This window comes from Microbacterium sp. TS-1 (assembly GCF_000509385.1).
Taxonomy (GTDB): Bacteria; Actinomycetota; Actinomycetes; order Actinomycetales; family Microbacteriaceae; genus Microbacterium; species Microbacterium arborescens.
Genome location: NZ_BASQ01000001.1, coordinates 1,441,685 through 1,464,480 on the forward strand (window position 1 = coordinate 1,441,685; position 22,796 = coordinate 1,464,480).

17 protein-coding genes are annotated in these 22,796 nt (G+C 72.6%); 15 read left to right on the forward strand and 2 right to left on the reverse strand.

The genetic code is table 11. The annotated features are described in order from the left end of the window. Window positions 1-58 precede the first annotated feature (58 nt). From MTS1_RS06780 to MTS1_RS06810, 7 genes are all read left to right on the forward strand, one after another. Window positions 59-1,000 carry an ABC transporter permease gene (locus MTS1_RS06780; RefSeq protein WP_023952564.1) on the forward strand — a complete coding sequence of 314 codons (942 nt, stop codon included), beginning with the start codon at window positions 59-61 and terminating at the stop codon, window positions 998-1,000. After that, window positions 997-2,862 (forward strand): dipeptide/oligopeptide/nickel ABC transporter permease/ATP-binding protein, encoded by a 1,866-nt coding sequence (locus tag MTS1_RS06785; protein WP_023952565.1) that lies wholly within the window; start codon window positions 997-999, stop codon window positions 2,860-2,862. The genes MTS1_RS06780 and MTS1_RS06785 overlap by 4 nt, the downstream gene beginning before the upstream one ends. Continuing rightward, window positions 2,859-3,707 (forward strand): ATP-binding cassette domain-containing protein, encoded by an 849-nt coding sequence (locus tag MTS1_RS06790; protein ID WP_023952566.1) that lies wholly within the window; start codon window positions 2,859-2,861, stop codon window positions 3,705-3,707. The genes MTS1_RS06785 and MTS1_RS06790 overlap by 4 nt, the downstream gene beginning before the upstream one ends. A 195-nt stretch (window positions 3,708-3,902) precedes the next feature. Beyond that, window positions 3,903-6,188 carry a glycoside hydrolase family 3 protein gene (locus MTS1_RS06795; RefSeq protein ID WP_233494940.1) on the forward strand — a complete coding sequence of 762 codons (2,286 nt, stop codon included), beginning with the start codon at window positions 3,903-3,905 and terminating at the stop codon, window positions 6,186-6,188. After that, complete coding sequence (locus tag MTS1_RS06800) at window positions 6,185-7,330, forward strand: serine hydrolase domain-containing protein (protein ID WP_023952568.1); 1,146 nt, start codon at window positions 6,185-6,187, stop codon at window positions 7,328-7,330. The genes MTS1_RS06795 and MTS1_RS06800 overlap by 4 nt, the downstream gene beginning before the upstream one ends. Further along, complete coding sequence (locus MTS1_RS06805) at window positions 7,327-10,113, forward strand: alpha-L-rhamnosidase (RefSeq protein ID WP_023952569.1); 2,787 nt, start codon at window positions 7,327-7,329, stop codon at window positions 10,111-10,113. Before MTS1_RS06800 ends, MTS1_RS06805 begins: the two co-directional genes overlap by 4 nt. Before the next feature lie 71 nt (window positions 10,114-10,184). Then, window positions 10,185-11,942 carry a DUF5605 domain-containing protein gene (locus tag MTS1_RS06810; RefSeq protein WP_023952570.1) on the forward strand — a complete coding sequence of 586 codons (1,758 nt, stop codon included), beginning with the start codon at window positions 10,185-10,187 and terminating at the stop codon, window positions 11,940-11,942. A gap of 102 nt (window positions 11,943-12,044) precedes the next feature. On the opposite strand, the gene MTS1_RS06815 is transcribed toward MTS1_RS06810, so the two are convergent. Continuing rightward, window positions 12,045-12,761: a FadR/GntR family transcriptional regulator gene (locus tag MTS1_RS06815; protein ID WP_023952571.1), complete on the reverse strand. Its 717-nt coding sequence runs from the start codon at window positions 12,759-12,761 to the stop codon at window positions 12,045-12,047. Window positions 12,762-12,868: 107 nt separating this feature from the next. On the opposite strand from MTS1_RS06815, the gene MTS1_RS06820 reads away from it, so the two are divergent. The 8 genes from MTS1_RS06820 to MTS1_RS06855 are packed head-to-tail and all read left to right on the forward strand — an operon-like array spanning window position 12,869 to window position 21,474. After that, entirely contained in the window at window positions 12,869-14,251 is a 1,383-nt protein-coding gene (locus MTS1_RS06820) for an MFS transporter (protein ID WP_023952572.1), read from the forward strand. Then, on the forward strand, window positions 14,248-15,996 hold the full coding sequence (locus MTS1_RS06825) for a dihydroxyacetone kinase family protein (protein WP_023952573.1): 1,749 nt from the start codon (window positions 14,248-14,250) through the stop codon (window positions 15,994-15,996). Before MTS1_RS06820 ends, MTS1_RS06825 begins: the two co-directional genes overlap by 4 nt. After that, window positions 15,993-16,463, forward strand: coding sequence for a ribose-5-phosphate isomerase (locus MTS1_RS06830; RefSeq protein WP_023952574.1), 471 nt, complete (start codon window positions 15,993-15,995; stop codon window positions 16,461-16,463). Before MTS1_RS06825 ends, MTS1_RS06830 begins: the two co-directional genes overlap by 4 nt. Continuing rightward, window positions 16,463-17,248, forward strand: coding sequence for a triose-phosphate isomerase family protein (locus MTS1_RS06835; protein WP_023952575.1), 786 nt, complete (start codon window positions 16,463-16,465; stop codon window positions 17,246-17,248). The genes MTS1_RS06830 and MTS1_RS06835 overlap by 1 nt, the downstream gene beginning before the upstream one ends. Then, window positions 17,245-18,051: a sugar phosphate isomerase/epimerase gene (locus tag MTS1_RS06840; RefSeq protein WP_023952577.1), complete on the forward strand. Its 807-nt coding sequence runs from the start codon at window positions 17,245-17,247 to the stop codon at window positions 18,049-18,051. Before MTS1_RS06835 ends, MTS1_RS06840 begins: the two co-directional genes overlap by 4 nt. Then, window positions 18,051-18,899 carry a phosphogluconate dehydrogenase C-terminal domain-containing protein gene (locus MTS1_RS06845; protein WP_023952579.1) on the forward strand — a complete coding sequence of 283 codons (849 nt, stop codon included), beginning with the start codon at window positions 18,051-18,053 and terminating at the stop codon, window positions 18,897-18,899. The genes MTS1_RS06840 and MTS1_RS06845 overlap by 1 nt, the downstream gene beginning before the upstream one ends. An 11-nt stretch (window positions 18,900-18,910) precedes the next feature. Continuing rightward, window positions 18,911-19,666 (forward strand): SDR family NAD(P)-dependent oxidoreductase, encoded by a 756-nt coding sequence (locus MTS1_RS06850; protein ID WP_023952581.1) that lies wholly within the window; start codon window positions 18,911-18,913, stop codon window positions 19,664-19,666. A 2-nt stretch (window positions 19,667-19,668) separates the two neighbouring features. Further along, the gene (locus MTS1_RS06855) at window positions 19,669-21,474 is read left to right on the forward strand and encodes a hypothetical protein (protein ID WP_199484995.1); all 1,806 of its coding nucleotides are present in this window, start codon (window positions 19,669-19,671) and stop codon (window positions 21,472-21,474) included. 238 nt (window positions 21,475-21,712) lie between these two features. On the opposite strand, the gene MTS1_RS06860 is transcribed toward MTS1_RS06855, so the two are convergent. Beyond that, complete coding sequence (locus MTS1_RS06860; RefSeq protein WP_023952585.1) at window positions 21,713-22,717, reverse strand: LacI family DNA-binding transcriptional regulator; 1,005 nt, start codon at window positions 22,715-22,717, stop codon at window positions 21,713-21,715. Window positions 22,718-22,796 lie beyond the last annotated feature (79 nt).

Consider the following 22,796-nt stretch of genomic DNA (forward strand, 5'->3'; position numbering starts at 1 on the left):
CTCGGACCGGGCGACTCTCCAGCGCCCGGTCCGAGGGTTCCACCTTCGGGAAGGCATCATGCTCACATTCATCCTGCGCCGCCTGCTCTCGGGCGTCGTGCTGATCGCGGTGATCTCGTTCCTCGCGTTCGTCCTGCTGTACGCCGGCGGCGGCGACATCGCCCGCCGCATCCTCGGCGAGAACGCGACCGCCGAGACCGTCGCGAAGAAGACCGAGGAGCTCGGTCTGAACCGCCCGCTGCTCGTCCAGTACGGCGACTGGGTCGCCTCCGCACTGACCGGCAACCTCGGACGCAGCTGGTTCACCGGCGAACTCGTCTCGGTGAGCGTCAGCGGGCGCCTCGCCGTCACCCTCTCGCTGGTGCTGGGCGCGACGATCGTCTCCGCCGTCCTCGCCGTCGTCCTCGGCGTTCTCGCGGCACGCCGCGGCGGCATCGTCGACGGGGCCGTGCAGTTCCTCTCGCTCGTCGGCTTCGCCGTGCCGGGCTTCCTCATCGCCCTGCTCCTCGTGCTCGTCTTCGCCATCAACCTCGGATGGTTCAAGGCGACCGGTTACGTGCCCATCACCACGTCACCGACGGGCTGGCTCGCCTCGGTGACCCTGCCCGTGGTCGCCCTCTCGCTGGGGGCGATCGCGACGGTCGCCGCTCAGGTGCGCGGCTCGGTCATCGACGCGATGTCGCGCGACTACGTCCGCACCCTCCGCTCGCGGGGCCTCGGCATGCGCTCGGTCATCTACAAGCACGTCCTGCGCAACGCGGGCGGCCCGGCGCTGGCCGTCCTGGCCGTGCAGTTCGTCGGTCTTCTCGGCGGCGCGGTCGTCGTCGAGCAGATCTTCGCCATCCCCGGCATGGGCCAGCTGAGCGTCCGCTCCACCACCCTCGGCGACGTCCCCGTCGTCATGGGCCTCGTGATCGCGTTCGCGATCATCGTCGTCATCGTGAACCTCCTGATCGACCTCGCCCAGGCCGCTCTGAACCCGAAGGTGAGACTGTCATGACCGCCGTCGACGTCCCTCCCGCCGTCCCCATCGCCCCCGTGCGGGTGAGTCTGTTCCGCCGGCTGCTGAAGAAGCCCCTCGGAGTCGTCTCGGCGCTGTTCCTGCTGCTGGTCGCCGTCGTCGCGGTCATCGGCCCGGTGATCGCGCCGCAGGACCCGAACTTCGCCGACATCCGCAGCATCCTCGCCCCGCCGAGCGCCGCGCACCTCCTCGGCACCGACGGGAGCGGCCGCGACGTGCTGTCGCGCCTGCTCGCAGCCACCCAGACGAGCGTCGCCGCCGCTCTCATCGCGGTCGTCGTGGCCGTCGTGCTCGGCGTCGTCAGCGGACTCATCGCCGGTTACTACCAGGGCTGGTTCAACACCGTCGCCACCTGGGTGACCGAGCTGAACATGGCCCTACCCGGCATCGTGGTGCTGCTCGCGGCACGCGCCGTGCTCGGCCCGTCGGTGTGGATCTCGATGCTGATCTTCGGCATCCTGCTCGCCCCGGCGTTCTTCCGACTCGTGTACGCCGCGGTCACCGCGGTGCGCGGCGAGCTGTACGTGGATGCCGCCCGGGTCTCGGGGCTCGGCGACGGCCGCATCATCGGACGCCACGTGCTCGCGGTGGTGCGGGCGCCGATCATCATCCAGGGCGCGATCATCTCCGGCATCGCCCTGGCCATCCAGTCGGGCCTGGAGTTCCTCGGCCTCGGCGACGTCAACGTCCCGACGTGGGGATCGATGCTGACCGACGGCTTCAAGAACATCTACAAGACGCCCGTCCTGATGATCTGGCCCTCGCTCGCGATCGCCCTGACCTGCATCGCTCTCACTCTCCTGGCCAACGTCATGCGCGACGAGCTCGAGCGCACCGTCACCGTCCGGCGCAAGCGCCGCCGTGCGGTGACCACCGCCACCGGCTCGGTCGCCGCCGTCACCACCTCGGTGTCGACCGGCGGCGGTGAGCCCATCGAGGACCTCGACGAGCTGCCCGTCGTCGAGGGCTCCGACGTCATCGTCCATCCCGAGGACGCACGCAGCAAGGCGACCGAGCGCGTGCTGCAGATCCGCGACCTGCGCGTCGGCTACGACCAGCCCGACGGCTCGCACATCGAGGTGGTGCACGGTGTCTCGCTCGACATCCGCCGGGGCGAGGTGCACGGACTGATCGGCGAATCCGGCTCGGGCAAGACGCAGACCGCCTTCGGCGTGCTGGGCCTCCTCCCCCGCGGCGGCCGGGTGACCGGCGGCTCGATCACCTACGAGGGCACCGAGCTCGCCGACGCCTCGGACCGGGTGTACGCGGGAGTGCGCGGCAAGCGCATCGGCTACATCCCGCAGGAGCCGATGAGCAACCTCGACCCCGCCTTCACGATCGGAAGCCAGCTCGTCGAGCCGCTGCGCGCGACGCTCGGGCTGTCGAAGAAGGAGGCGACCGAGCGATCGCTCGACCTGCTCGCCCGCGTCGGGATCCCGCAGCCGAAGCGGACGTTCGATGCCTACCCGTTCGAGGTCTCGGGCGGCATGGCGCAGCGCGTGCTGATCGCCGGCGCGGTCTCGACCGATCCCGACCTCATCGTCGCCGACGAGCCGACGACCGCCCTCGACGTCACCGTGCAGGCCGAGGTGCTCGATCTGCTCCGCGATCTCCAGGCCGAGCGTCACATGGCGATGCTGCTCGTGACGCACAACTTCGGCGTCGTCGCAGACCTGTGCGACCGCGTCACCGTGATGCAGAACGGCCGCTTCGTCGAGCAGGGCCCCGTGCGCTCGATCTTCCGCGACGCACGTCATCCGTACACCCGAGCGCTGCTGGACGCGATCCTCGACGAGGGTCCCGCCCGCCCGGCGCTGGTCACGAAGGGAGCGAGCGCATGACCGCTCCGCTGCTCGAGGTCTCCGATCTCGTCGTCGAGTACCCCGGCAAGGGATTCCGCGCCGAGCCGTTCCGCGCCCTCAAGGGGGTCTCGCTCGACATCCTGCCGGGCGAGACCGTGGGTCTCGTGGGCGAATCCGGCTCGGGCAAGACCACGCTCGGGCGCGCGGCGCTCGGCCTGGCACCCGTCACCGAGGGCTCGATCATCTTCGACGGCCGCGACATCTCGCACCTGACCCGGCGCGAACGGCGCCCCCTCAGCGCCGACATCCAGGTCGTCTTCCAAGATCCGTACTCGTCGCTGAACCCGTCGATGACGATCGAGCAGATCCTGACCGAGCCCCTCACCGCGGCCGGTGTCGGCGCTCGTGAGGCCCGCGACCGGGTGCGCGAGCTGCTCGACCAGGTCGGCCTGCCCGGCGATGCGCGCAGTCGCCTCCCCCGCGAGTTCTCGGGGGGCCAGCGTCAGCGCGTCGCGATCGCGCGCGCGCTCGCGCTGCGTCCGCGCCTGATCGTGTGCGACGAGCCGGTCTCAGCGCTCGACCTGTCGACGCAGGCGCGCGTGCTCGACCTGTTCATCGAGATCCAGGAGCGCACCGGCGTGGCCTACCTGTTCGTCACGCACGACCTGGCCGTCGTCCGCCATGTCAGCCACCGCGTCGCGGTGATGTACCGCGGCGAGATCGTCGAGTCGGGCGACGCCGACCAGGTCACCTTCCGGCCGGAGCACCCGTACACGCAGCGCCTGTTCATGGCGGCCCCCGTGCCCGACCCCGACCGGCAGGAGGAGCGCCGCGCCGCCCGACGCGCGTTCCTCGCGTCCGAGGCCGCGCGCGGCGCAGCCTGAACGGATGCCGGGGCTCCCGTTCCGGCGCCCCGGCATCCACCCCCTCACCCCCTCTCGCTTGGAGTTCCCGTGACCGCGTCCACCGACCACCTCCGTCCTCTACTCGACCAGCTCACCCTCGAGGACAAGGCCGCCCTCGTCCAGGGCGCCGACTTCTGGACGACGGTGCCGCTGCCGGCGATCGGGCTGCGGGCGATGACCCTCTCGGACGGACCCGCGGGTGTGCGCGGCCCCCGCTGGGACGAACGCGATCCCTCGCTGAACCTGCCCTCGGGCTCCGCGCTGGCGGCATCGTGGGACGCCGACCTCGCCTACCGCTACGGCGCCGCCTCGGCATCCGAGGCCCGCCGCAAGGGCGTCGACGTCGTGCTCGGACCCACCATCAACCTGCACCGCACCCCGCTCGGCGGACGGCACTTCGAGTGCCTGTCGGAGGACCCCGAGCTCACCGGCGAGCTCGGCGCCGCCTACGTGCGCGGCCTGCAGGACAACGGGGTCGCCGCGACGCCCAAGCACTACGTCGCCAACGACTCCGAGACCGACCGCTTCACCGTCGACGTGCAGGTGGACGAGCGCACCCTGCGCGAGCTCTACCTCGCCCCCTTCGAACGGACGGTCACGGATGCCGGCGCCTGGGCCCTCATGAGCTCGTACAACTCCGTCGACGGCGTCACGATGACCGAGAACGCCCTCCTCGAGACGCCGCTGAACACCGAGTGGGGCTTCGACGGCGTCGTCATCAGCGACTGGACCGCGGTGCGATCCCTCGGCGCCGTGCCCGCGGCACAGGACCTCGCCATGCCGGGACCGGCGCCGGCGTACGCCGACCTCGTCGCCGCCGTGCGCGACGGGCGCGTCGACGAGACCGACCTCGACCGCAAGGTGCTGCGCATCCTGCTGCTCGCCGAGCGGGTCGGTGCCCTGGGCGACAGCGCGCCGAGCGAGACGGCCCCGGTCGACGGCGTCGCGTTCGCGCGGGAGGCGGCGGTCGCCGGAACCGTGCTGCTGCGCAACGACGGCCTCCTGCCCCTCGACGCCACGCCGCTTCGCCGCGTCGCGGTCGTCGGCCAGAACGCCCGCGACGCCCGGACGCAGGGTGGCGGGTCGGCGACGGTCGTGCCCGCGCGGGTGGTGTCGCCGCTCGACGCTCTGCGCGAAGCCCTGCCCGGTGCCGAGGTGCGCTTCGAGATCGGCGCCGTCGTGCAGGAGGGCGTCGCCGAGCTGCCGCTGTCGCAGCTGACGAACCCCGTGACCGGAGAGCCCGGCATGCGCGTGAGCTTCCTCGACGCCGCCGGCGGCGAGATCTTCGCCGAGGACCGCCGCTCGACCGCCCTCGTGTGGTTCGGCGGCGACGCCCCCATCGGCGAGAGCGCGACGGTCGTCTACGAGACACGGCTCACCCCGGCCGAGTCCGGCGAGATCGAGCTCGGCTTCGCCGGGGCGAACCCGGGCCGCCTCTTCGTCGACGGCGAGCTGCGTCTCGACGACGCCCCCGTGCTGACGGGCACCGACCTCGGCGCCGCGTTCCTCAACCCGCCTTCGCTCACCGCGCCGGTGACCGTGACGGCCGGTACGCCCGTCGACATCCGGGTGGAGTTCGCGCGGGCGGGGGACGGCGCGATCGCCGGCGCGTTCTCCGCCACCCTCGGCATCGCCCCCGAGCGCACCGATCCCGACGAGCTGATCGCCCGCGCGGTCGACGCCGCCGCCGCGGCCGAGATCGCGGTCGTCGTCGTGGGCACGAACTCCAAGGTCGAGTCCGAGGGCTACGACCGGACAGACCTCGACCTCCCCGGCCGCCAGGACGACCTCGTGCGGGCCGTCGCCGCGACGGGAACCCCGACGATCGTCATCGTCAACGCGGGATCCCCCGTCGTGCTGCCGTGGGCCGGCGACGTCGCCGCGGTGCTGCAGGGCTACTTCGGCGGCCAGGAGTTCGGCCACGCCCTCGCCGACATCCTCACCGGCGCCGCGGAGCCCGGCGGCCGCCTCCCCACGACCTGGCCCGCCGCACTGGCCGACGTCCCGGTCACCGAGGTGACCCCCTCGGACGGCGTGCTGCGCTACGCCGAGGGCATCCACGTCGGCTACCGGGCCTGGCTGCGAGACCACGTCGAGCCCGCTTTCGTCTTCGGACACGGGCTCGGCTATACGACCTGGCGATGGGATGCCGCGCAGCGCCACGGCGACACGCTCACGGTGACGCTCACCAACACCGGTGATCGCGCCGGCAAGCAGGTCGTGCAGGTCTACGCCGAGCGGCCCGGCTCCGCCGTCGACCGCCCGGTGCGGTGGCTCGTCGAATTCGCCGTCGTGCGCGCCGAGGCCGGACAGACGGTGTCGGTCGACATCGCGGTCGACCCGCGTCGCCTCGCGCACTGGGACGGCGCCTGGGTCGTCGAGCCCGGCGCCTATACCCTGCACACGGGAGCATCGGTGGCCGAGCTCCCGCTCACCGCCGAGTGGGAGGTTCCCGCATGACCACTGAGCCGACGACCGAGCTGACCGGCGTCCTGCACGGGCGGGCCGACGATCGCCTGACCGAGGTGGTGACCGAGCTCGAGGGGCTGCTCACCGCCGATCCCGACCTGTCGTTCCAGGTCGCGGCGATCCACCGCGGCCGCACGGTGCTCGACGCGTGGGGCGGTCCGCACCTGAACGGCGAGTCCGTCATCGTGCCGTACTCGGTCACCAAGAACACGATCGGGCTCTCCGTCGGCCTGCTCGTCGAACGCGGCGAGATCGACCTCGATGAGCGCGTCGCGCACTACTGGACCGAGTTCGCCGCGAAGGGCAAGGGGGCCGTGACCGTCCGTCAGCTGCTGTCGCACCAGGCCGGCCTCCCCCAGACCGACGATCCCCTCACGTGGGACGAGCTGCTCGACCACCACGCCGCCGCCGCGCGGCTGGCCGACGCGACGCCGTTCTGGCACCCCGGCAGCGCCTTCGGCTACCACGCCATCACGATCGGCAGCCTCGGCGACGAGCTCGTGTACCGCGTGACCGGCCGCACGCTCCACGAGTTCTACGAGACCGAGATCCGCGCGCCGCACGCGATCGACTTCCATCTCGGGCTCCCCGCCGACCTCGAGCACCGCCGCGTCGATGTTCTGCCGATAATCCGGCCCGTCTCCGACACGGCCGAACGACCCTCGTCCGCGCTCGGGCCATGGGTGTTCGCGCCCCCGGCGGGCGGCCTCGACCTCGCCAACTCCCCGCGGAGCTGGCGCTACGGGCATCCGGCCGGCAGCGGTACCGGGTCGGCCCGCGGGCTGGCGCGCCTGTTCGCGGCCATGGTCACCGGGGTCGACGGTGCCGCACCGGTGCTCGGCGCCGACACGGTCGCCGCGATCGGCCAGCAGCAGGTCCGCGGCTACGACGAAGTGCTCCACCAGCACGACCGCGCACACGCCATCGTCTTCCAGAAACCCTCGCAGCAGCTCGCGTTCGGCGGCCCGCGCGCGTTCGGGCACGACGGAGCCGCCGGCGCGCTCGCGTGCGTGGACCCCGAGACGGGGCTCGCCTTCGCCTGGACGATCGCCCGCGGCCCCTGGCCCGGCGGCGCCGATCCGCGCGCCGTGGCGCTGGCCGCTCGGCTCGGCCGCATCCTGGGCGACGCATGACCGCCGCGATCGCGACGCTGCGTGCCGAGCTGCGCGACGACACCGCTTTCGTCGCCACCCCGACACCGCGGCTGAGCTGGACCGTCCGGACGGACGAGTCCGACTGGATGCAGCGACGCGCCGAGATCGACGACGGTTCGGGTGCGGTCGCCCTCGAGCACGACGAGAGCGCGCTCGTGACGTGGCCGTTCGCCCCGCTCGCGCCCGGGGAGGCGAGGCGCGTGCGCATCCGCGTCGAGGGCGCCTCGGGCACGATGACCCCCTGGAGCGACGACCTCGTCGTCACCGCGGCCTTCCTCGCCGACGACGAGTGGGTCGCCGAGCCCGTCGGGTTGGCCGCCCCGCAGCGTCCCGCCCAGCCCACCGTCGTCCGCACCCGGTTCCGGCCGCCCCGGCCCGTCGCCCGCGCGATCCTCTTCTGGACGGCGCTCGGGTCGGCAGAGCCCGAGATCAACGGCGTCGCCGTCTCGGACGAGGTGCTCGCCCCGGGCTGGACCGCCTACCGCGATCGTCTCGTGCACGAGACCGTCGATGTCACCGATCTCCTCCGCGACGGCGAGAACGAGCTGACCGCGACCCTCGCGGGCGCCTGGTACACCGAGAAGTACGGCTTCTTCGCGTTCGCCGATCGGCTGTACGGCGACCAGCCGTCGTTCCTCGCGCAGCTGCGGGTGACCTACGACGACGGCTCCGCCGAGACCCTCGCCGCGACCGGCGCGGGATGGGAGGCCGCGGGCGACGGACCCGTCGTCGACTCCGGCATCTACGCGGGCGAGCACCAGGATCTCGCACGCACGGCGACCGCCTTCTCGCCGGCGCGGGTCGGCGCGTCGGCACGTCCCGGTTACGAGAACGTGCCGACGCCGGAGGCTCGCATCGCCCCGCCCGTTCGCCGCACCCAGGCGCTTGCGGTGTCCGAGGTGCTCACCACGCCGTCGGGCGGGCGCATCCTCGACTTCGGCCAGAACCTCGTCGGGCGGCTGCGGCTGCGCGTGCGCGGCCGGGCCGGTCAGCGCGTCGTCATCCGCCACGCCGAGGTGCTCGATGACGGCGAGCTGGCGCTGCGTCCGTTGCGCAACGCAGCGGCGACGGCGACGTTCGACCTCTCGGGCGGCGACGACGTCCTCGAGTCGCGCTTCACCTTCTACGGGTTCCGGTACGCCGAGATCACCGGTGCCGACGTCGACCCCGCCGACATCGAAGCCGTCGTCCTGCACACCGACATGACCCGCACCGGATGGTTCGCCTCGTCCGACCCGCTGATCGACCGGCTGCACGAGAACGTCGTGTGGGGCATGCGGGGCAACTTCCTCTCGATCCCCACCGACTGTCCGCAGCGCGACGAGCGTCTGGGCTGGACCGGCGACCTGCAGGTCTTCGCGCCGACGGCATCCTTCCTCTACGACTGCGCCGGCTTCCTGACGTCGTGGCTGCGCGACCTCGCTCACGAGCAGCGCCGCAGCGGCGGCTCGGTGCCCGTCGTCGTCCCCGCTGCCCTCACGGGCTTCGGGGCGTTCGGGGTGAGCCCCGCAGCGTGGGGCGACGCCGCGACGGTCGTGCCCACCGTGATGCACGAACGCTTCGGCGATCGCGACGTCGTCGCCGCGCAGTACGCGAGCATGCGCTCGTGGGTCGACGCGGTGGCCGCCGACGCAGGCGACAGCGGGCTGTGGGCCGGACGCATGCAGCTGGGCGACTGGCTCGACCCCGCCGCTCCCCCCGACAAGCCGGGCCAGGCGAAGGTCGACTCCGACATCGTCGCGAGCGCGTACTTCGCCCGCTCGCTGCGGCAGGTCGCCGACGCCGCCGGGCTGCTCGGGTTCGACGCGGACGCCGCTCACTACGGAGCACTCGCGGAGCGCAGCCGGAAGGCCTTCGTCGCGGAGTACGTCACCCCCGCCGGCCGGATGGTCAGCGATGCCCCGACCGCCTACGCCCTGGCGCTCGAGTTCGACCTCGTCGTCGACCCGCCGGTGCGCGCGGCCCTCGCCTCCCGGCTGGCCGACCTCGTCCGCGAGGGCGGCTACCGCATCGGCACCGGATTCGTCGGCACGCCGCTGGTGGCGGACGCCCTCGCCGAGGGAGGACGGCTGGATGCCGCGGAGCGCCTCCTCACGCAGACGGAGTGCCCGTCATGGCTGTACCCGGTCACGCAGGGCGCGACGACCGTCTGGGAACGCTGGGACTCACTGCTGCCCGACGGAAGCGTGAACCCGGGCGAGATGACGTCGTTCAACCACTACGCCCTCGGCGCGGTCGCCGACTGGCTGCACCGCACGGTCGCGGGGCTCGCCCCGGCAGCCCCGGGCTATCGGCGGATCCGGGTCGCTCCCCGCCCGCTGCGTTCGCTCGACCACGCCTCGGCGCGCCACTTCACGCCGTACGGCGAGGCGAGCGTGGCCTGGCGCCGCGGCGGCGGGGAGATCGTCGTGACGGCGACCGTGCCGCCGAGCACCCGCGCCGACGTCGACCTGCCGGGGCTGCGCGGCCTGAGCGCCGAGGTCGGTTCGGGAACGCACGAGTGGCGTTTCGCAGCTGAGAGCGCGCCGGCGCTCCCGCCGCTCAACGGCCTGAGCGCTTCGCTCGCCGACGTGATCGACGACCCGCGGGCGTACGGCGCGCTGCTCGGCGCGCTCGAGCAGCACGCCCCCGACCGGGTGCCGGCCGTCCGCGACGAGACCCGCTGGGGCGCCGGCCGCACGGTGAGCTCGGTCCTCATGTTCAGCCCGCCCGACCTCCTCACGGCGGTCGACTCCGCCATCCGCGAGGCCACCGCGCGCTGAGCAGCGCGACGCCCCGACCCCGCTCCGACCCGCCCGACCCTCCCGATCCCGTTCCCGCCCAGGAGGCATGAATGTTCGACCGCGCCACGACCTTCGGCGAAGCCCTCGACGACCCCGCCGCGCGCGCCATCCTCGAGCGGTACATGCCCGGGGTCGCTGCCTCGCCGATGGCGACCCAGTTCCGGGGCGGTCGTCTCGGCCAGCTCGTCGCGATCGTGCCGGCGCTCGAGGACCTCGCCGAGCGCGAGCGCTTCTTCGCGGCTCTCGCCGAGGTCGGCAGCGGCGCGCCCCGACCGCCGTACGCGCCGGCGCTCGAGCCCGATCCCGCATACGAGGGCGACGACATCGCGCGCGGGTCGGCTGCGCTCGACGTACCGGCGAGCGCAGCCCTGTGGGACCCGATCGAGATCCGCATCACCGGCCCCGCCCACGGCAACCCCTTCGTCGACGTCGAGCTCGACGCGATCTTCGAGCGGGACGGCGCCGAGGTGCGGGTCGGCGGCTTCTACGACGGCGACGGCGTCTACGTCATCCGCGCCCTCGCCGACGCTCTCGGCGCCTGGACCTTCCGCACCCGGTCGACGGCGCGGTCGCTCGACGGCATCACCGGCGCTCTCGAGGTCGTCACGGCACGCGCGGGCTCGCACGGACCGGTTCGCGTCGACGGCTTCCACTTCCGGCACGCCGACGGCACGAGACACCGTCCGCTCGGGACGACGGCGTACGCCTGGACGCACCAGCCCGACGAGCTGCAGGAGCAGACGCTGTCGACCCTCGCTGCGGCATCCTTCGCGAAGCTCCGCATGTGCGTCTTCCCGAAGTCGTACCTGTACAACAGCGACGAGCCGGCCGACTTCCCCTTCGTCGGCAGCCTCGCGGACGGTTTCGACCTCGAGCGCTTCGACCCCGCGCACTTCCGCCGCCTCGAGAGGCGGATCGCCCAGCTCGGCGAGCTCGGCATCGAGGCCGACGTCATCCTCTTCCACGCCTACGACCGATGGGGTTTCGCCGACCTCGGACCGGCCGTCGACGAGCGCTACCTGCGTTACGTCGTGCGACGCCTGTCGGGCTATGCGAACGTGTGGTGGTCGATGGCCAACGAGTACGACCTGCTGTGGTCGAAGGATCTCGACGACTGGGAGCGGCTCGCCGCCGTCGTCGGCGAGGAGGACGCGTTCGGTCACCTCAACTCCATCCACAACTGCCGACCGGTCTACGACTACGACAAGCCCTGGATCACGCACGTCAGCATCCAGCGGGTCGACGTCTACCGCACGGCCGAGAACACCGATCAGTGGCGCGAGCAGTGGGGAAAGCCCGTCGTCATCGACGAGTGCGCCTACGAGGGCGACATCGACCAGGGCTGGGGCAACATCACCGGCGAGGAGATGACGCGGAGATTCTGGGAGGGCGCGGTGCGCGGCGGCTACGTCGGCCATGGCGAGACCTACTACCCGCCCGCGCACGGCCGCGATGACGAGATCCTCTGGTGGTCGAAGGGCGGCGAGCTGCACGGGTCGTCCCCCGAGCGCATCGCGTTCCTGGAGCGCCTCCAGTCCGAGTCGCCGACCGGGGTGTGGGACCCCCTGCCGAGCGACTGGGACGTGCCGTGGGGCGGGGTCGCGGGAGCCGTGAAGATCGGCTACTTCGGATTCAACCGCCCACGGTTCCGTAACGTCATCCTCGAGGAGGGCGCCTGGCGGGTCGAGGTCGTCGACACCTGGAACATGACCGTCGAGCCGGTGCCGGGCGAGCATCGCGGCCAGCTGCGCGTCGAGCTTCCCGGCCGCCCCTACATGGCCATCCGCCTCACCCGTCTCTCCGACTGACCCCGCCCCCGCGCGGGCACCCACCTCGAGGTCCCCGTTCGGCCGGGTATGGGACCCGGATAACCGGCCGAAGTGGGACCTCGCGGTTCTGTGAGCGGCCGGTCAGGGGGCGATGCGGCGGGCGGCGGTGGCCATGTGGGTGGCCATGGCCGAGGCCGCGGCATCCTCGTCGCCGGCGGCGACGGCCCGCGCGATCTCCTCGTGCTCGGCGAGGGCGCGGCGCGCCTGCTCGTCGTCGTGCACCGCACGGTCGGCGTAGACCTGCAGCAGCGACCGCACGACGTGGAGCAGATCGATCAGCATCGTGTTGCCGGCGATGCGGGCCAGCTCGTGGTGGAACGCCAGGTCGGCGCGGGCGAACGCGCCGAGGTCGCCGAGCGTCGACCGCATCCGCTCGACGTGAGCCTCGAGGTCGCCCGAACCGTCCGCCGCGGCGGCGAGGCGGGCGACGTAGATCTCCAGTCCCGATCGCAGCTCGATCAGCTCGTGCGTGTTCCGCTCTCCGATGAGCAGCCCCCACCGCAGCGTCTGCGGCAGCAGCTCGCTCGCCGCACCGCGCAGGTACGTGCCCGAGCCGGGGCGCACGTCGACGATGCCGAGGATCTCGAGGGCGGCGAGCGCCTCGCGCACGGCCGATCGGCCGACTTCGAGCGTCGCGGCGAGCTGTCGCTCCGGAGGCAGCCGCGTTCCCGGGGCGACCTCGCCCGACGTGAACAGGTCGAGCAGGCGCCGAGCCACCTCCGAGACGGGGGTGCGCGCCGGGAGCGCCGCGAGGGATGCCGCGAGGTCGGGCGATCCGTCGGAGCGATAGGCGGGCATGACGACAAACCTACCCGGCGCCCCTCGGGTTGCAATTGGTCAACCGGTTTGCCAAACTAGCCGAGCGATGAGGCAACCCATCGCGCAACCGACGATGGGAAGTCAGCGTGGACACCTCTTCCGAAACGGAATCCCCCGTAGCCCGTTCCGCGATCCGCAAGGTCGCGATCCGCCTCGTGCCCTTCGTGGCTTTGATGTTCTTCATCAACTACCTCGACCGCACCGCGATCGGCTTCGCCGCCCCGAACGGCATGAACGACGACCTCGCCCTGAGCGCCGCGCAGTTCGGGTTCGCCTCGGGGGTGTTCTTCATCGGCTACATCCTGCTCGAGGTGCCCTCCAACCTCGCCCTGCACCGCTTCGGCGCCCGCAAGTGGCTCGCGCGCATCATGGTCAGCTGGGGCATCGTCGCCGTGCTGTTCACCTGGGTGCAGAACTTCGAGCAGCTCGTCGTCCTGCGCTTCCTGCTCGGTGTCGCCGAGGCCGGGTTCTTCCCCGGCGCGATCCTGTTCCTGAGCCTCTGGGTGCCCTCGCGCTACCGCGGCCGCATCCTCATGCTCTTCTACCTGGCCCAGCCCCTCACCACCGTGATCGGAGCGCCGCTGGCCGGAGCCCTGATCCAGCAGCACGGCGTCTTCTTCGGGCTCGAGGGATGGCGGTTCATGTTCCTCGGCGTCGCGATCCCCGCCGTCGTCGTCGGCGTCGTGGCCTGGTTCTACCTGAAGGACTCCCCCGCGGATGCCGCGTGGCTGACGACCGACGAGAAGACCTGGCTCACCGGAGCCCTCGCGGCCGAGCGGTCGGCGACCGAGGCACGCGAGAAGCACGTCTCGGCACGGTTCGCCTTCGGCAGCGGACGCGTGTGGGCGCTGTCGTTCATCTACTTCGGCTTCATCTACGGCCTCTACGCGCTGGCGTTCTTCCTCCCGACGATCATCGAGGGCTTCCAGGAGCAGACGGGCCAGACCTTCGACGTCTTCCAGAAGGGCCTGATCACCGCGATCCCGTACCTGCCCGCGGCGATCGTCATGGTCCTGTGGTCGCGCGACGCCCACCGCCGCGGCATGAAGACCTGGCACATCGCGGTGCCCGCCGTGGCCGGCGCCGTATCGATCCCGCTCGCGCTCTTCGCCGGCTCGCCCGCCGCGACGATCGCCGTCATCACGGTCACCGCGTGCGCGATCTTCGCCGCCCTGCCGAACTTCTGGACCCTGCCCACCCGCTTCCTCACGGGAGCCGCGGCCGCCGCCGGCGTCGCGCTGATCAACACCGTCGGAAACCTCGCCGGCTTCAGCGCGCCCTACATCACCGGCGCCGTCCGCGACTGGACCGGGGGCTACGAGGTGCCGATGGTCATCGTCGGCGTGATGATGCTCGTCTCGGCCGTGCTGATGGCGCTGCTCGCGCGCGGCGACCGGATGGCTCCCGCGGCCGTCCCGCGAACAGGCCAGACGGCCGCCGCGACGCAGAACGGGCCCGCGACACGATGACCCGCCTGTGGAACGACCCGGCCGACTTCGCCGACGAGATGATCGACGGCTTCGTCGCGGCCAACGCGCGCTACGTCCGACGCGTCTCGGGAGGCGTGGTCCGCACCACGCCCGCGCCCGCGGGCCGGGTGGCCGTCGTCGTCGGCGGCGGATCGGGCCACTACCCGGCCTTCGGCGGGCTCGTCGGGGCAGGCCTGGCCGACGGCGCCGCGATGGGCAACCTCTTCGCCTCCCCCTCGACGCAGCAGATCCACGCCGTCGCCCGCGCAGCTCACGGCGGCGGCGGGGTGCTGTTCTCGTACGGCAACTACGCCGGCGACGTGCTGAACTTCGACGCGGCGCAGGAGCGGCTGCGCGCCGAAGGCATCGCGTGCGAGACGGTCGCCGTCACCGACGACATCGCCAGCGCATCGGCTGACGAGATCCACCGGCGGCGCGGGATCGCGGGAGACCTCACGGTCTTCCGTTCCGCCGCGGGCGCGGCATCCGCCGGTTACGACCTCGCGGACGTCGCGCGCGTGGCGCGCCTCGCGAACGACCGGACGCGCTCGTTCGGCGTCGCGTTCTCGGGATGCACGCTTCCGGGCGCCCCCGCACCTCTGTTCAGCGTTGCCGAGGGGCGCATGGCGATCGGACTGGGCATCCACGGCGAGCCGGGCATCGACGAGGCCGAGGTGCCGACCGCCGACGGGCTGGCCGAGCTGCTCGTGTCGCGGCTGCTCGCCGAACGCCCCGACGGCGCGGACGGACGCGTCGTGCCCATCCTCAACGGCCTGGGGTCGCTCAAGCACGAGGAGATGTTCGTCGTCTACCGGCGCATCGCCCAGCTGCTCGCCGACGCGGGCCTCGAGGTCATCGACCCGCACGTGGGCGAATACTGCACGAGCTTCGACATGGCGGGCACCTCGCTCACGCTGTTCTGGCTCGACGACGAGCTCGCCGAACTGTGGGAGACCCCCGTCGACACCCCGGCCTATCGCCGCGGTTCCGTCGCGCCCGAGGCCTCCGGTCGGTACACGGCGACGACCGCCGGCGCCGACGCAGATGGCGGTGAAGCCGCCACCGCCATCGTCCCCGGCGACACCGACTCGCAGTCCGTCGCCCGCGTGGTCGTCGAGGTGGTCGACACGGTCGCCCGCACGGTCGACACCCACGTCGACGAGCTGGGACGGATGGATGCGATCGCGGGCGACGGCGACCACGGCATCGGGATGCAGCGAGGCTCGCACGCCGCCCGCGCTGCCGCCCAGGAGAGCGCGGCCGCCGGGGCCGGCGCCGCCACGACGCTCGCCCGCGCCGCCGATGCCTGGTCCGACCGCGCCGGCGGCACGTCCGGGGCCCTGTGGGGCGTCATCCTCACCTCGGTCGCGAGCGCGCTCGGCGACACGGGACGGCCGGATGCCGCCGGGGTGGCCGCAGGTGTCGCTGCCGCGACCCGCGGGGTGATGTCGTACGGCAAGGCGGAGCTCGGCGACAAGACGATGGTCGACGCCCTCGTTCCCTTCAGCGCGCAGCTCACGACCGCGGTCGCGGGCGGCGCGACGCTGGCCGAGGCCTGGCGCTCGGCGGCATCCGCCGCGTCGGCCGCCGCTGCCGCGACGGCCGCGCTGCTCCCCCGCATGGGCCGGGCGCGCACCCACGGCCAGCACAGCGTCGGCACCCCCGACCCGGGCGCGCACTCCCTCGCGCTCATCGTCACCGCCGTCGGCGACGTGCTCACCCACCACGAGAGGACCCCGTCATGACCGAACCGCTCCGCATCGTCATCGGCTGCGACGACGCCGGCTTCGACTACAAAGAGGTGCTCAAGCGCGACCTCGAGGCCAGCGCCGGCGTCGCGTCGGTCATCGACGTGGGCGTCGGCGCCGACGGCCACACCCCCTACCCGACCGTCGCGATCGAGGCCGCCGAGCGGGTCGCACGCGGCGAGGCCGACCGCGCCCTGCTCATCTGCGGCACCGGGCTCGGTGTCGCGATCGCAGCCAACAAGGTCGCCGGCATCCGTGCCGTCACGGCGCACGACTCGTTCTCGGTCGAGCGCGGGGTGCTCTCCAACAACGCGCAGGTGCTGACGATGGGCCAGCGGGTCGTGGGCATCGAGCTCGCGCGCCGCCTCGTCCGCGAGTGGCTGACCTACCGCTTCGACACGTCCTCCGCCTCGGCCGAGAAGGTGGCCGTCATCGACCGGTACGAGAGCACCGGATCCTGCTGATGACGCCCGTGACCGTCGGGGTGAGCCTCAAGGCGTACTTCGGCCGACGCGCCGCCCGCGTGTGGTTCGGCGAGGTCGCCGCCGCCGTGAGCGAGCGCGAGGCCGTGCGCAGCGGCGCGGTCGAGGTCTTCGTCATCCCCACCTACCTGCAGTTCGACGATGCGCGCGACTACCTCGCGCCCGCCGGCGTCCGCGTGGGGGTGCAGGACGTCTCGGCGTACGAACCCGGCGCCTACACCGGCGAGATCACCGCGGCGGAGGTCGCGGAGTCGGGCGGCGCGTTCGCCGAGATCGGCCACGCCGAACGCCGGCGCCTGTTCGGCGAGACCGACGAGATCACGGCGGCCAAGGCAGCGGCGGCCCTGCGACACGGCGTCACCCCCGTGCTCTGCATCGGAGAGCCGGAACGGACGGATGCCGAGTCCGCGGCACGCACGGCCGTCGCTCAGCTGCACGCGGATCTCACGGGGGCTCCCGCCGGCCGGGTCGTCGTGGCGTACGAGCCCGTGTGGGCGATCGGCGCCCCCGAGCCCGCACCCACAGCGCACATCGTCACCGTGAGCCGCGCGCTGCGGGCAGCGCTCGACGCCGATCCGGAGCGCGCCGGATCGAGCGTCATCTACGGCGGCTCGGCCGGCCCCGGTCTGCTCGCGCGGCTCGAGGGCGCCGTCGACGGCCTCTTCCTCGGGCGCTTCGCGCACGACGCCGCCGCCTTCGGCCGCGTCATCGATGAAGCCACCGAGCTCGCGGCAGCCCGCAGCACGCAGAACGGAGCGACGTCGTGATCGGCCTCGGCACCTATGCCTTCCTGTGGGAGCACTCCGAGCGTGCACCCCAGCCCCTCTCGCTCGTCGGCGCGTTCGAGCGCACCCGCGAGCTCGGCGTCGACCTGTTCCAGATCTGCGACTACGCGCCGCTGGAGCGCATGGACGGCATCGAGCTGCGCGATGCGGCCGCCGCGGCCCGCGACCTCGGCCTGACGATCGAGGTCGGCACGAAGGGGGTCGCCCCCGAGCGTCTGACCCGCTTCCTCGAGCTCGCCGCGGTCTTCGAGGCGCGGCTCGTGCGCAGCATGATCTACGCCCCCGACTCCCACCCGACGCTGGCCGAGGCCGAGGCGTGGCTGCGCGGCATCCTGCCCGCGTACGAGGCAGCCGGGGTCTCCCTCGCTCTGGAGACCTACGAGCAGGTGTCGACCGCAGATCTCACACGGCTCATCGCCGCCATCGACAGCCCCGCCCTCGGGGTGTGCCTCGACCCGGCCAACGTCGTCGCGCGCCTGGAGCTGCCGCGCGAGACCGTCGAGCTCGCCGCGCCCTACGTCACGAACATCCACGTGAAGGACTTCGCCTTCGCCCGGCAGCCCGGCTGGGTCGGTTTCACGTTCACCGGGGCCCGCATGGGCGAGGGCCTGCACGACTACCCCCATCTGCTCGAGACCGTGAGGCCGCGCGAGCGCGGGGTCGACGAGCGCGAGGTCAACGAGATCGTCGAGCACTGGCTGCCCTGGCAGGGCGATGCCGAGACCACTGTCCGAACCGAGCGGGACTGGACCCGCGCCACCCTGGAATACCTGAGGAGCACCTGATGAGCCACACGATCGCCGTCGTCGGAGCGGGCGGGAAAATGGGCACGCGCGTGTCCAACAACCTCGTCAAGACCGATCACACCGTCTTCTACGTCGAGAACTCCCCGGCCGGGCGCGAGCGCACGATCGCCGCCGGGCGCGAGCTGACGGATGCCGCCGCCGCGGTCGCCGACGCCGACATCGTCGTGCTCGCCGTGCCCGACCTCGCGCTGGGACCGGTGACCGCCGATCTCGTCCCCCAGCTCAAGCCGGGCGCCATCGTGCTGACGCTCGACCCGGCCGCCGCCTACGCGGGCCTGCTGACGACGCGCGACGACGTCATCCAGGCCGTCGCGCACCCGTGCCACCCGTCGGTCTTCCTCGAGCGGACCACGAAGGAGGAGTGGGCCGACACGTTCGGCGGCATCGCGGCCCCGCAGGACGCGATCGCCGCGATCGAGTCGGACGACCCCGAGAAGCAGCGCATCGTCGAAGAGACCGTTCGCGCGATCTACGCACCGGTCATCGACGTGCACTGGGTGACGATCAAGCAGCTCGCGCAGCTCGAGCCGACCCTCGTCGAGACCGTCGCCTGCATGATCGGGTCGCTCCTGAACGAGGCGCTCGACGAGGCGATCCACACGATGGGCGTGCCCGAAGCCGCGGCCCGCAGCATCCTGTACGGCCACACGCAGGTCGCCCTCGCGAACGGCCTGCGCGGCGACAACCCGTTCAGCGATGCGTGCCTGATCGCGATGGACTACGGTCGCGAGAGCATCATCAAGGACGACTGGAAGAAGATCTTCCGCGACGACGAGCTCGATAAGAACCTCGCCCGGATGCTGCACCTGGATCACATCGAGCGCTGAGGACGACGACGATGACGAGACTGCAGGGCAAGACGGCGCTCGTGACCGGCGCTGCGATGGGCATCGGACACGCCGTCGCCGAGCGCTTCGTCGCCGAGGGCGCGCGCGTCGTTCTCGCCGACCGCAACGGGCCGGCCGTCGGCGATGCGGCGGCCTCGCTCGGGCCGCTCGCGCGCGCCGTGACGATGGACATCTCCGACGAGACCGCCGTCGCGGCGGCATTCGCCGAGGTCGAGTCGGCGGGGTGGACGCCCGACGTCGTCGTCGCGAACGCCGGCGTGCAGCTCTTCGGACAGGACGCATCCGCCGCCGACCTCGACCTCGACGTGTGGCGGCGGACGATCGACATCAACCTCACCGGGACGTTCCTCACCGTGAAGTACGCCGTCCGCGCGCTGCTGTCGCGCGGCGGCGGGTCGATCATCCTGACCGGGAGCCCGACCGCCGTCAACGGCGAGGGGTGGGCGTTCACCGCCTACAGCGCGTCGAAGGCCGGCGTGCACGGGCTCGGCCGCACGGTCGCCGCGGCATACGCCGATCGCGGCATCCGGGTGAACACCGTCCAGCCCGCGTACACCGAGACGCCGCTCGTGTCGGCCATCAGCGACGACCCGGAGTCGCGGGCGGCGATCGTCTCGCGCATCCCCGTGGGCCGCGCGGGCACCCCCGCCGACGTCACCGGCATCATGGTCTACCTCGCGAGCGACGAGGGCTCGTTCGCGACGGGGGCGACCTTCTCGGTCGACGGCGGCATGACGACCCTCTGAGGATGCCGACGATGTGGGGACGCGACGCCGCGGATCGGCGACGGATCGGGGCCTGGGAGTTCGAGCTGCGCGGCGACGAGTTCGCCGACGTCCGCTTCCGCGGACGGCCCGTGCTGCGCAGCATCCGGGCCGTCGTGCGCGACCGCGACTGGAACACGCTCGACCTCGTCGTCGACCGGGTCACCGCCAGCGAGATTAGCCTCACGATGCACGTGCGGACCGGCGACGAGCGGATGCCGCTGAGCGGCGTCGTCCGCGCCGAGGTCCGCGGCGATAGCCTGCGGGTGCTGTGCGACCTCGAGGCGGCGACGCCCATCGAGACGAACCGCACGGGCCTCGTCGCCCTCATCCCGCCCTCGGCGGCCGGGGCCGGATTGTCGGTGACCCACAGCACGGGCGGGGTGTCGCAGACGGCGCTTCCGGTCGCCATCAGCCCCCACCAGCCGGTGCTCGACATCGCGGGTCTGCGGTGGCGTGACGGCGGCGTCGACGTCGGGCTCGCGTTCGACGGCGATGTGTTCGAGATGGAGGACCAGCGCAACTGGACCGACGCCTCGTTCAAGGTCTACAGCCGGCCGCTCGCACTGCCGTTCCCCTACCCGGTCGCGGCGGGCGAGCGCGTGCGGCAGCAGATCACCGTCACGGCTGAGGCCGCGCCGACGCGGGGTGCCGCGCCGACCGAGGACTCCGCCGCCGAGAGCGATGTGATCGGGGATGCCGTGATCGAGCTGCGGCGCGCCGGAACCTTCCCCGCGATCGGGCTGAGCGCGTCGACCGCCCCCGACCCGGCGCCCGCTCCCGCGTCGGCACGCATCGGGACCGGCGGCTCGGCGAGCACGCTCGTCGAGCTCGACCTGGCGTGGCCGGGGTGGCCGGCGGCGCTCGAGCGCGCGGCATCCGAAGGCCCTCCCCTCGACGTCCGGCTCGTGCTGCCCGCCGAGGCGGGGGTGTCTGATGGCGCGGATGCCGCGATCGCCTCGGCGCTCTCCGGCGCGATGGCCGCGCTCGGTCGTCTTCGTGTGACGCGGGTGGCGGCGTTCCAGCCCTGCGGGCCGGGCCGTCACGTCTCCGACGAGGCCACGGTCGCGCTGCTCCGAGACGCGCTGGATCAGTCGGGCCTGGACGTGCCCGTCGTCGGCGGCGCACGCTCGCACTTCACCGAGCTCAACCGCGAGCAGCACCGCCTGCCGCGGGGTCTCGCGGGGCTGACGTTCAGCGTCACGCCGCTCTTCCACAGCCGCGACACCGAGCAGCTCGTCGAGTCGCTCGCGATGCAGCGCCTGGTCGCGACGCAGGCGGTCGAGATCGGCGGCGGGGTGCCGGTGCACGTCGGCCCGGTGACCCTGCGGCCGCACTTCAACGACGTCGCCACGACGGCGCCGCCGCGCCCCGCGGCATCCGATCTGTCGGCCGGCTACGGCACGCACCTGATCGACGCCGACGACTCGCGCCAGCACGCGGCCGAGCTCGCGGCCTGGACGATCGCGAGTGCCGCGGCCCTCGCCGCGCCCGGCGTCGCGAGCCTGACGTTCTTCGAGTCGTGGGGGCCGCGCGGCATCCTCGACTCCGATGGCACGGCGCTGCCGGTCGCCGAGGCGATCGCAGCCCTCGCCGGGCTCGCGGGCGGCGAGCTGCTCTCGGGCTCGAGCCCCGACGGTCTCGTCTGGGCCGTCGGCGCCGAGCATCGCGGTGAGGTCACGGTGCTGGCGGCCAACCTCGACACCCGCCCCCGCACGCTCACCGTGACCACCCCCGCCACTCTCCCTGCCTCCGTCCCTCTCTCCCCCACCACCTGGTCCCACCTCTGACCCCCCCTGCCCCGCCCTCTCTCCCCCCCCTCTACCTCCGCCTCGCCTCGAGGACGCGCGAACGCACGGTCAGAGCGGCCCAACACCGTGCAGACCTGCACTCTCGCCGCTGGTCAAGAGCAGAACCCGGGGCCGGGTGGGCGCGAGGTCCCCGTTGGGCCGGGAATTCGGCGCGCAGAACCGGCCGAACTGGGACCTCGCGGGGGGGGGGATACCGGGGCGGGGGGATACCGGGGGGTCAGGCGGTGGAGTCGCGGACGACGAGCTCGGGACGGAAGCGCACGCGGCGCTCGTGCTCGCCGCCGGGATCGTCGAGGCCGCGCAACAGGAGGTCGACGGCGCGGTATCCGATCTCGTGCGCGGGCTGGCGGATCGAGCTGAGCGGCACGACGGTGGCCGACGCGAAGTCGATGTCGTCGTAGCCGATCAGGGCGACCTCCTCGGGCACCCGTAGGCGCCCGAGGACCGCGAAGGCCTGCAGCACGCCGACGGCGAGCAGATCGTTCGCGGCGAACACGGCATCGACGCGGTCCTCTCCGCGGCGCTCGCGCAGCTGCTCCCCGGCGGCGCGGCCGTGCAGCACCGACAGGGCGGGCACGGCGATCTCCTCCAGCCGTGCGTCGGCGACCTCGGCCACCGCACGCCGCGCACCCTCGAGACGATCGGCGACCTGACGGATCGACACCGGCCCGCGGACGAAAGCGATATGCCGGCGCCCGCGCGCCAAGAGATGCGACACGGCGAGGTAGCCGCCCTCGACGTCGTCGACCGAGACCGAGGCGAAGACGTCGTCGGGTACCTCGCGGTCGACGAGGACGACGGGCACACCCGCCGCCTGCAGCCCGCGCAGCCGTTCGAGGTCATCGCTCGCGGGAGTCACGAGCACGCCGTTGACACGCTGCTCGCGGAAGAGGTCGAGGTACGCCGACTCGCGCTCGGGCTTCTCGTCGCTCGTGCTGAGCAGCACCGCCATGCCGCTCTCGGCCGCACGCTCCTCCGCGCCCCGTGCGACCTCGGCGAAGAACGGGTTGCCGATGTCGAGCACCACGAGACCGATCGATCGGCTCCGCCCGGCCCGCAGCTGCCGCGCCGCATCGTTGCGGACGAATCCCAGATCGGCGATGGCCTGCTGCACGCGCGCGACCATCTCGGGCGACACGCGCGTCGGGTTGTTGAGGACGTTCGAGACGGTCCCCACCGAAACGGATGCCGCGACCGCGACATCCCGCACGCTCACTGCCATGCACACCACCGTAGCGCGAGCACGACGGCAACGGCAGGATGTGGGTAAGCGCTTGCCGTTTGTGCTCCCGCGAACAACC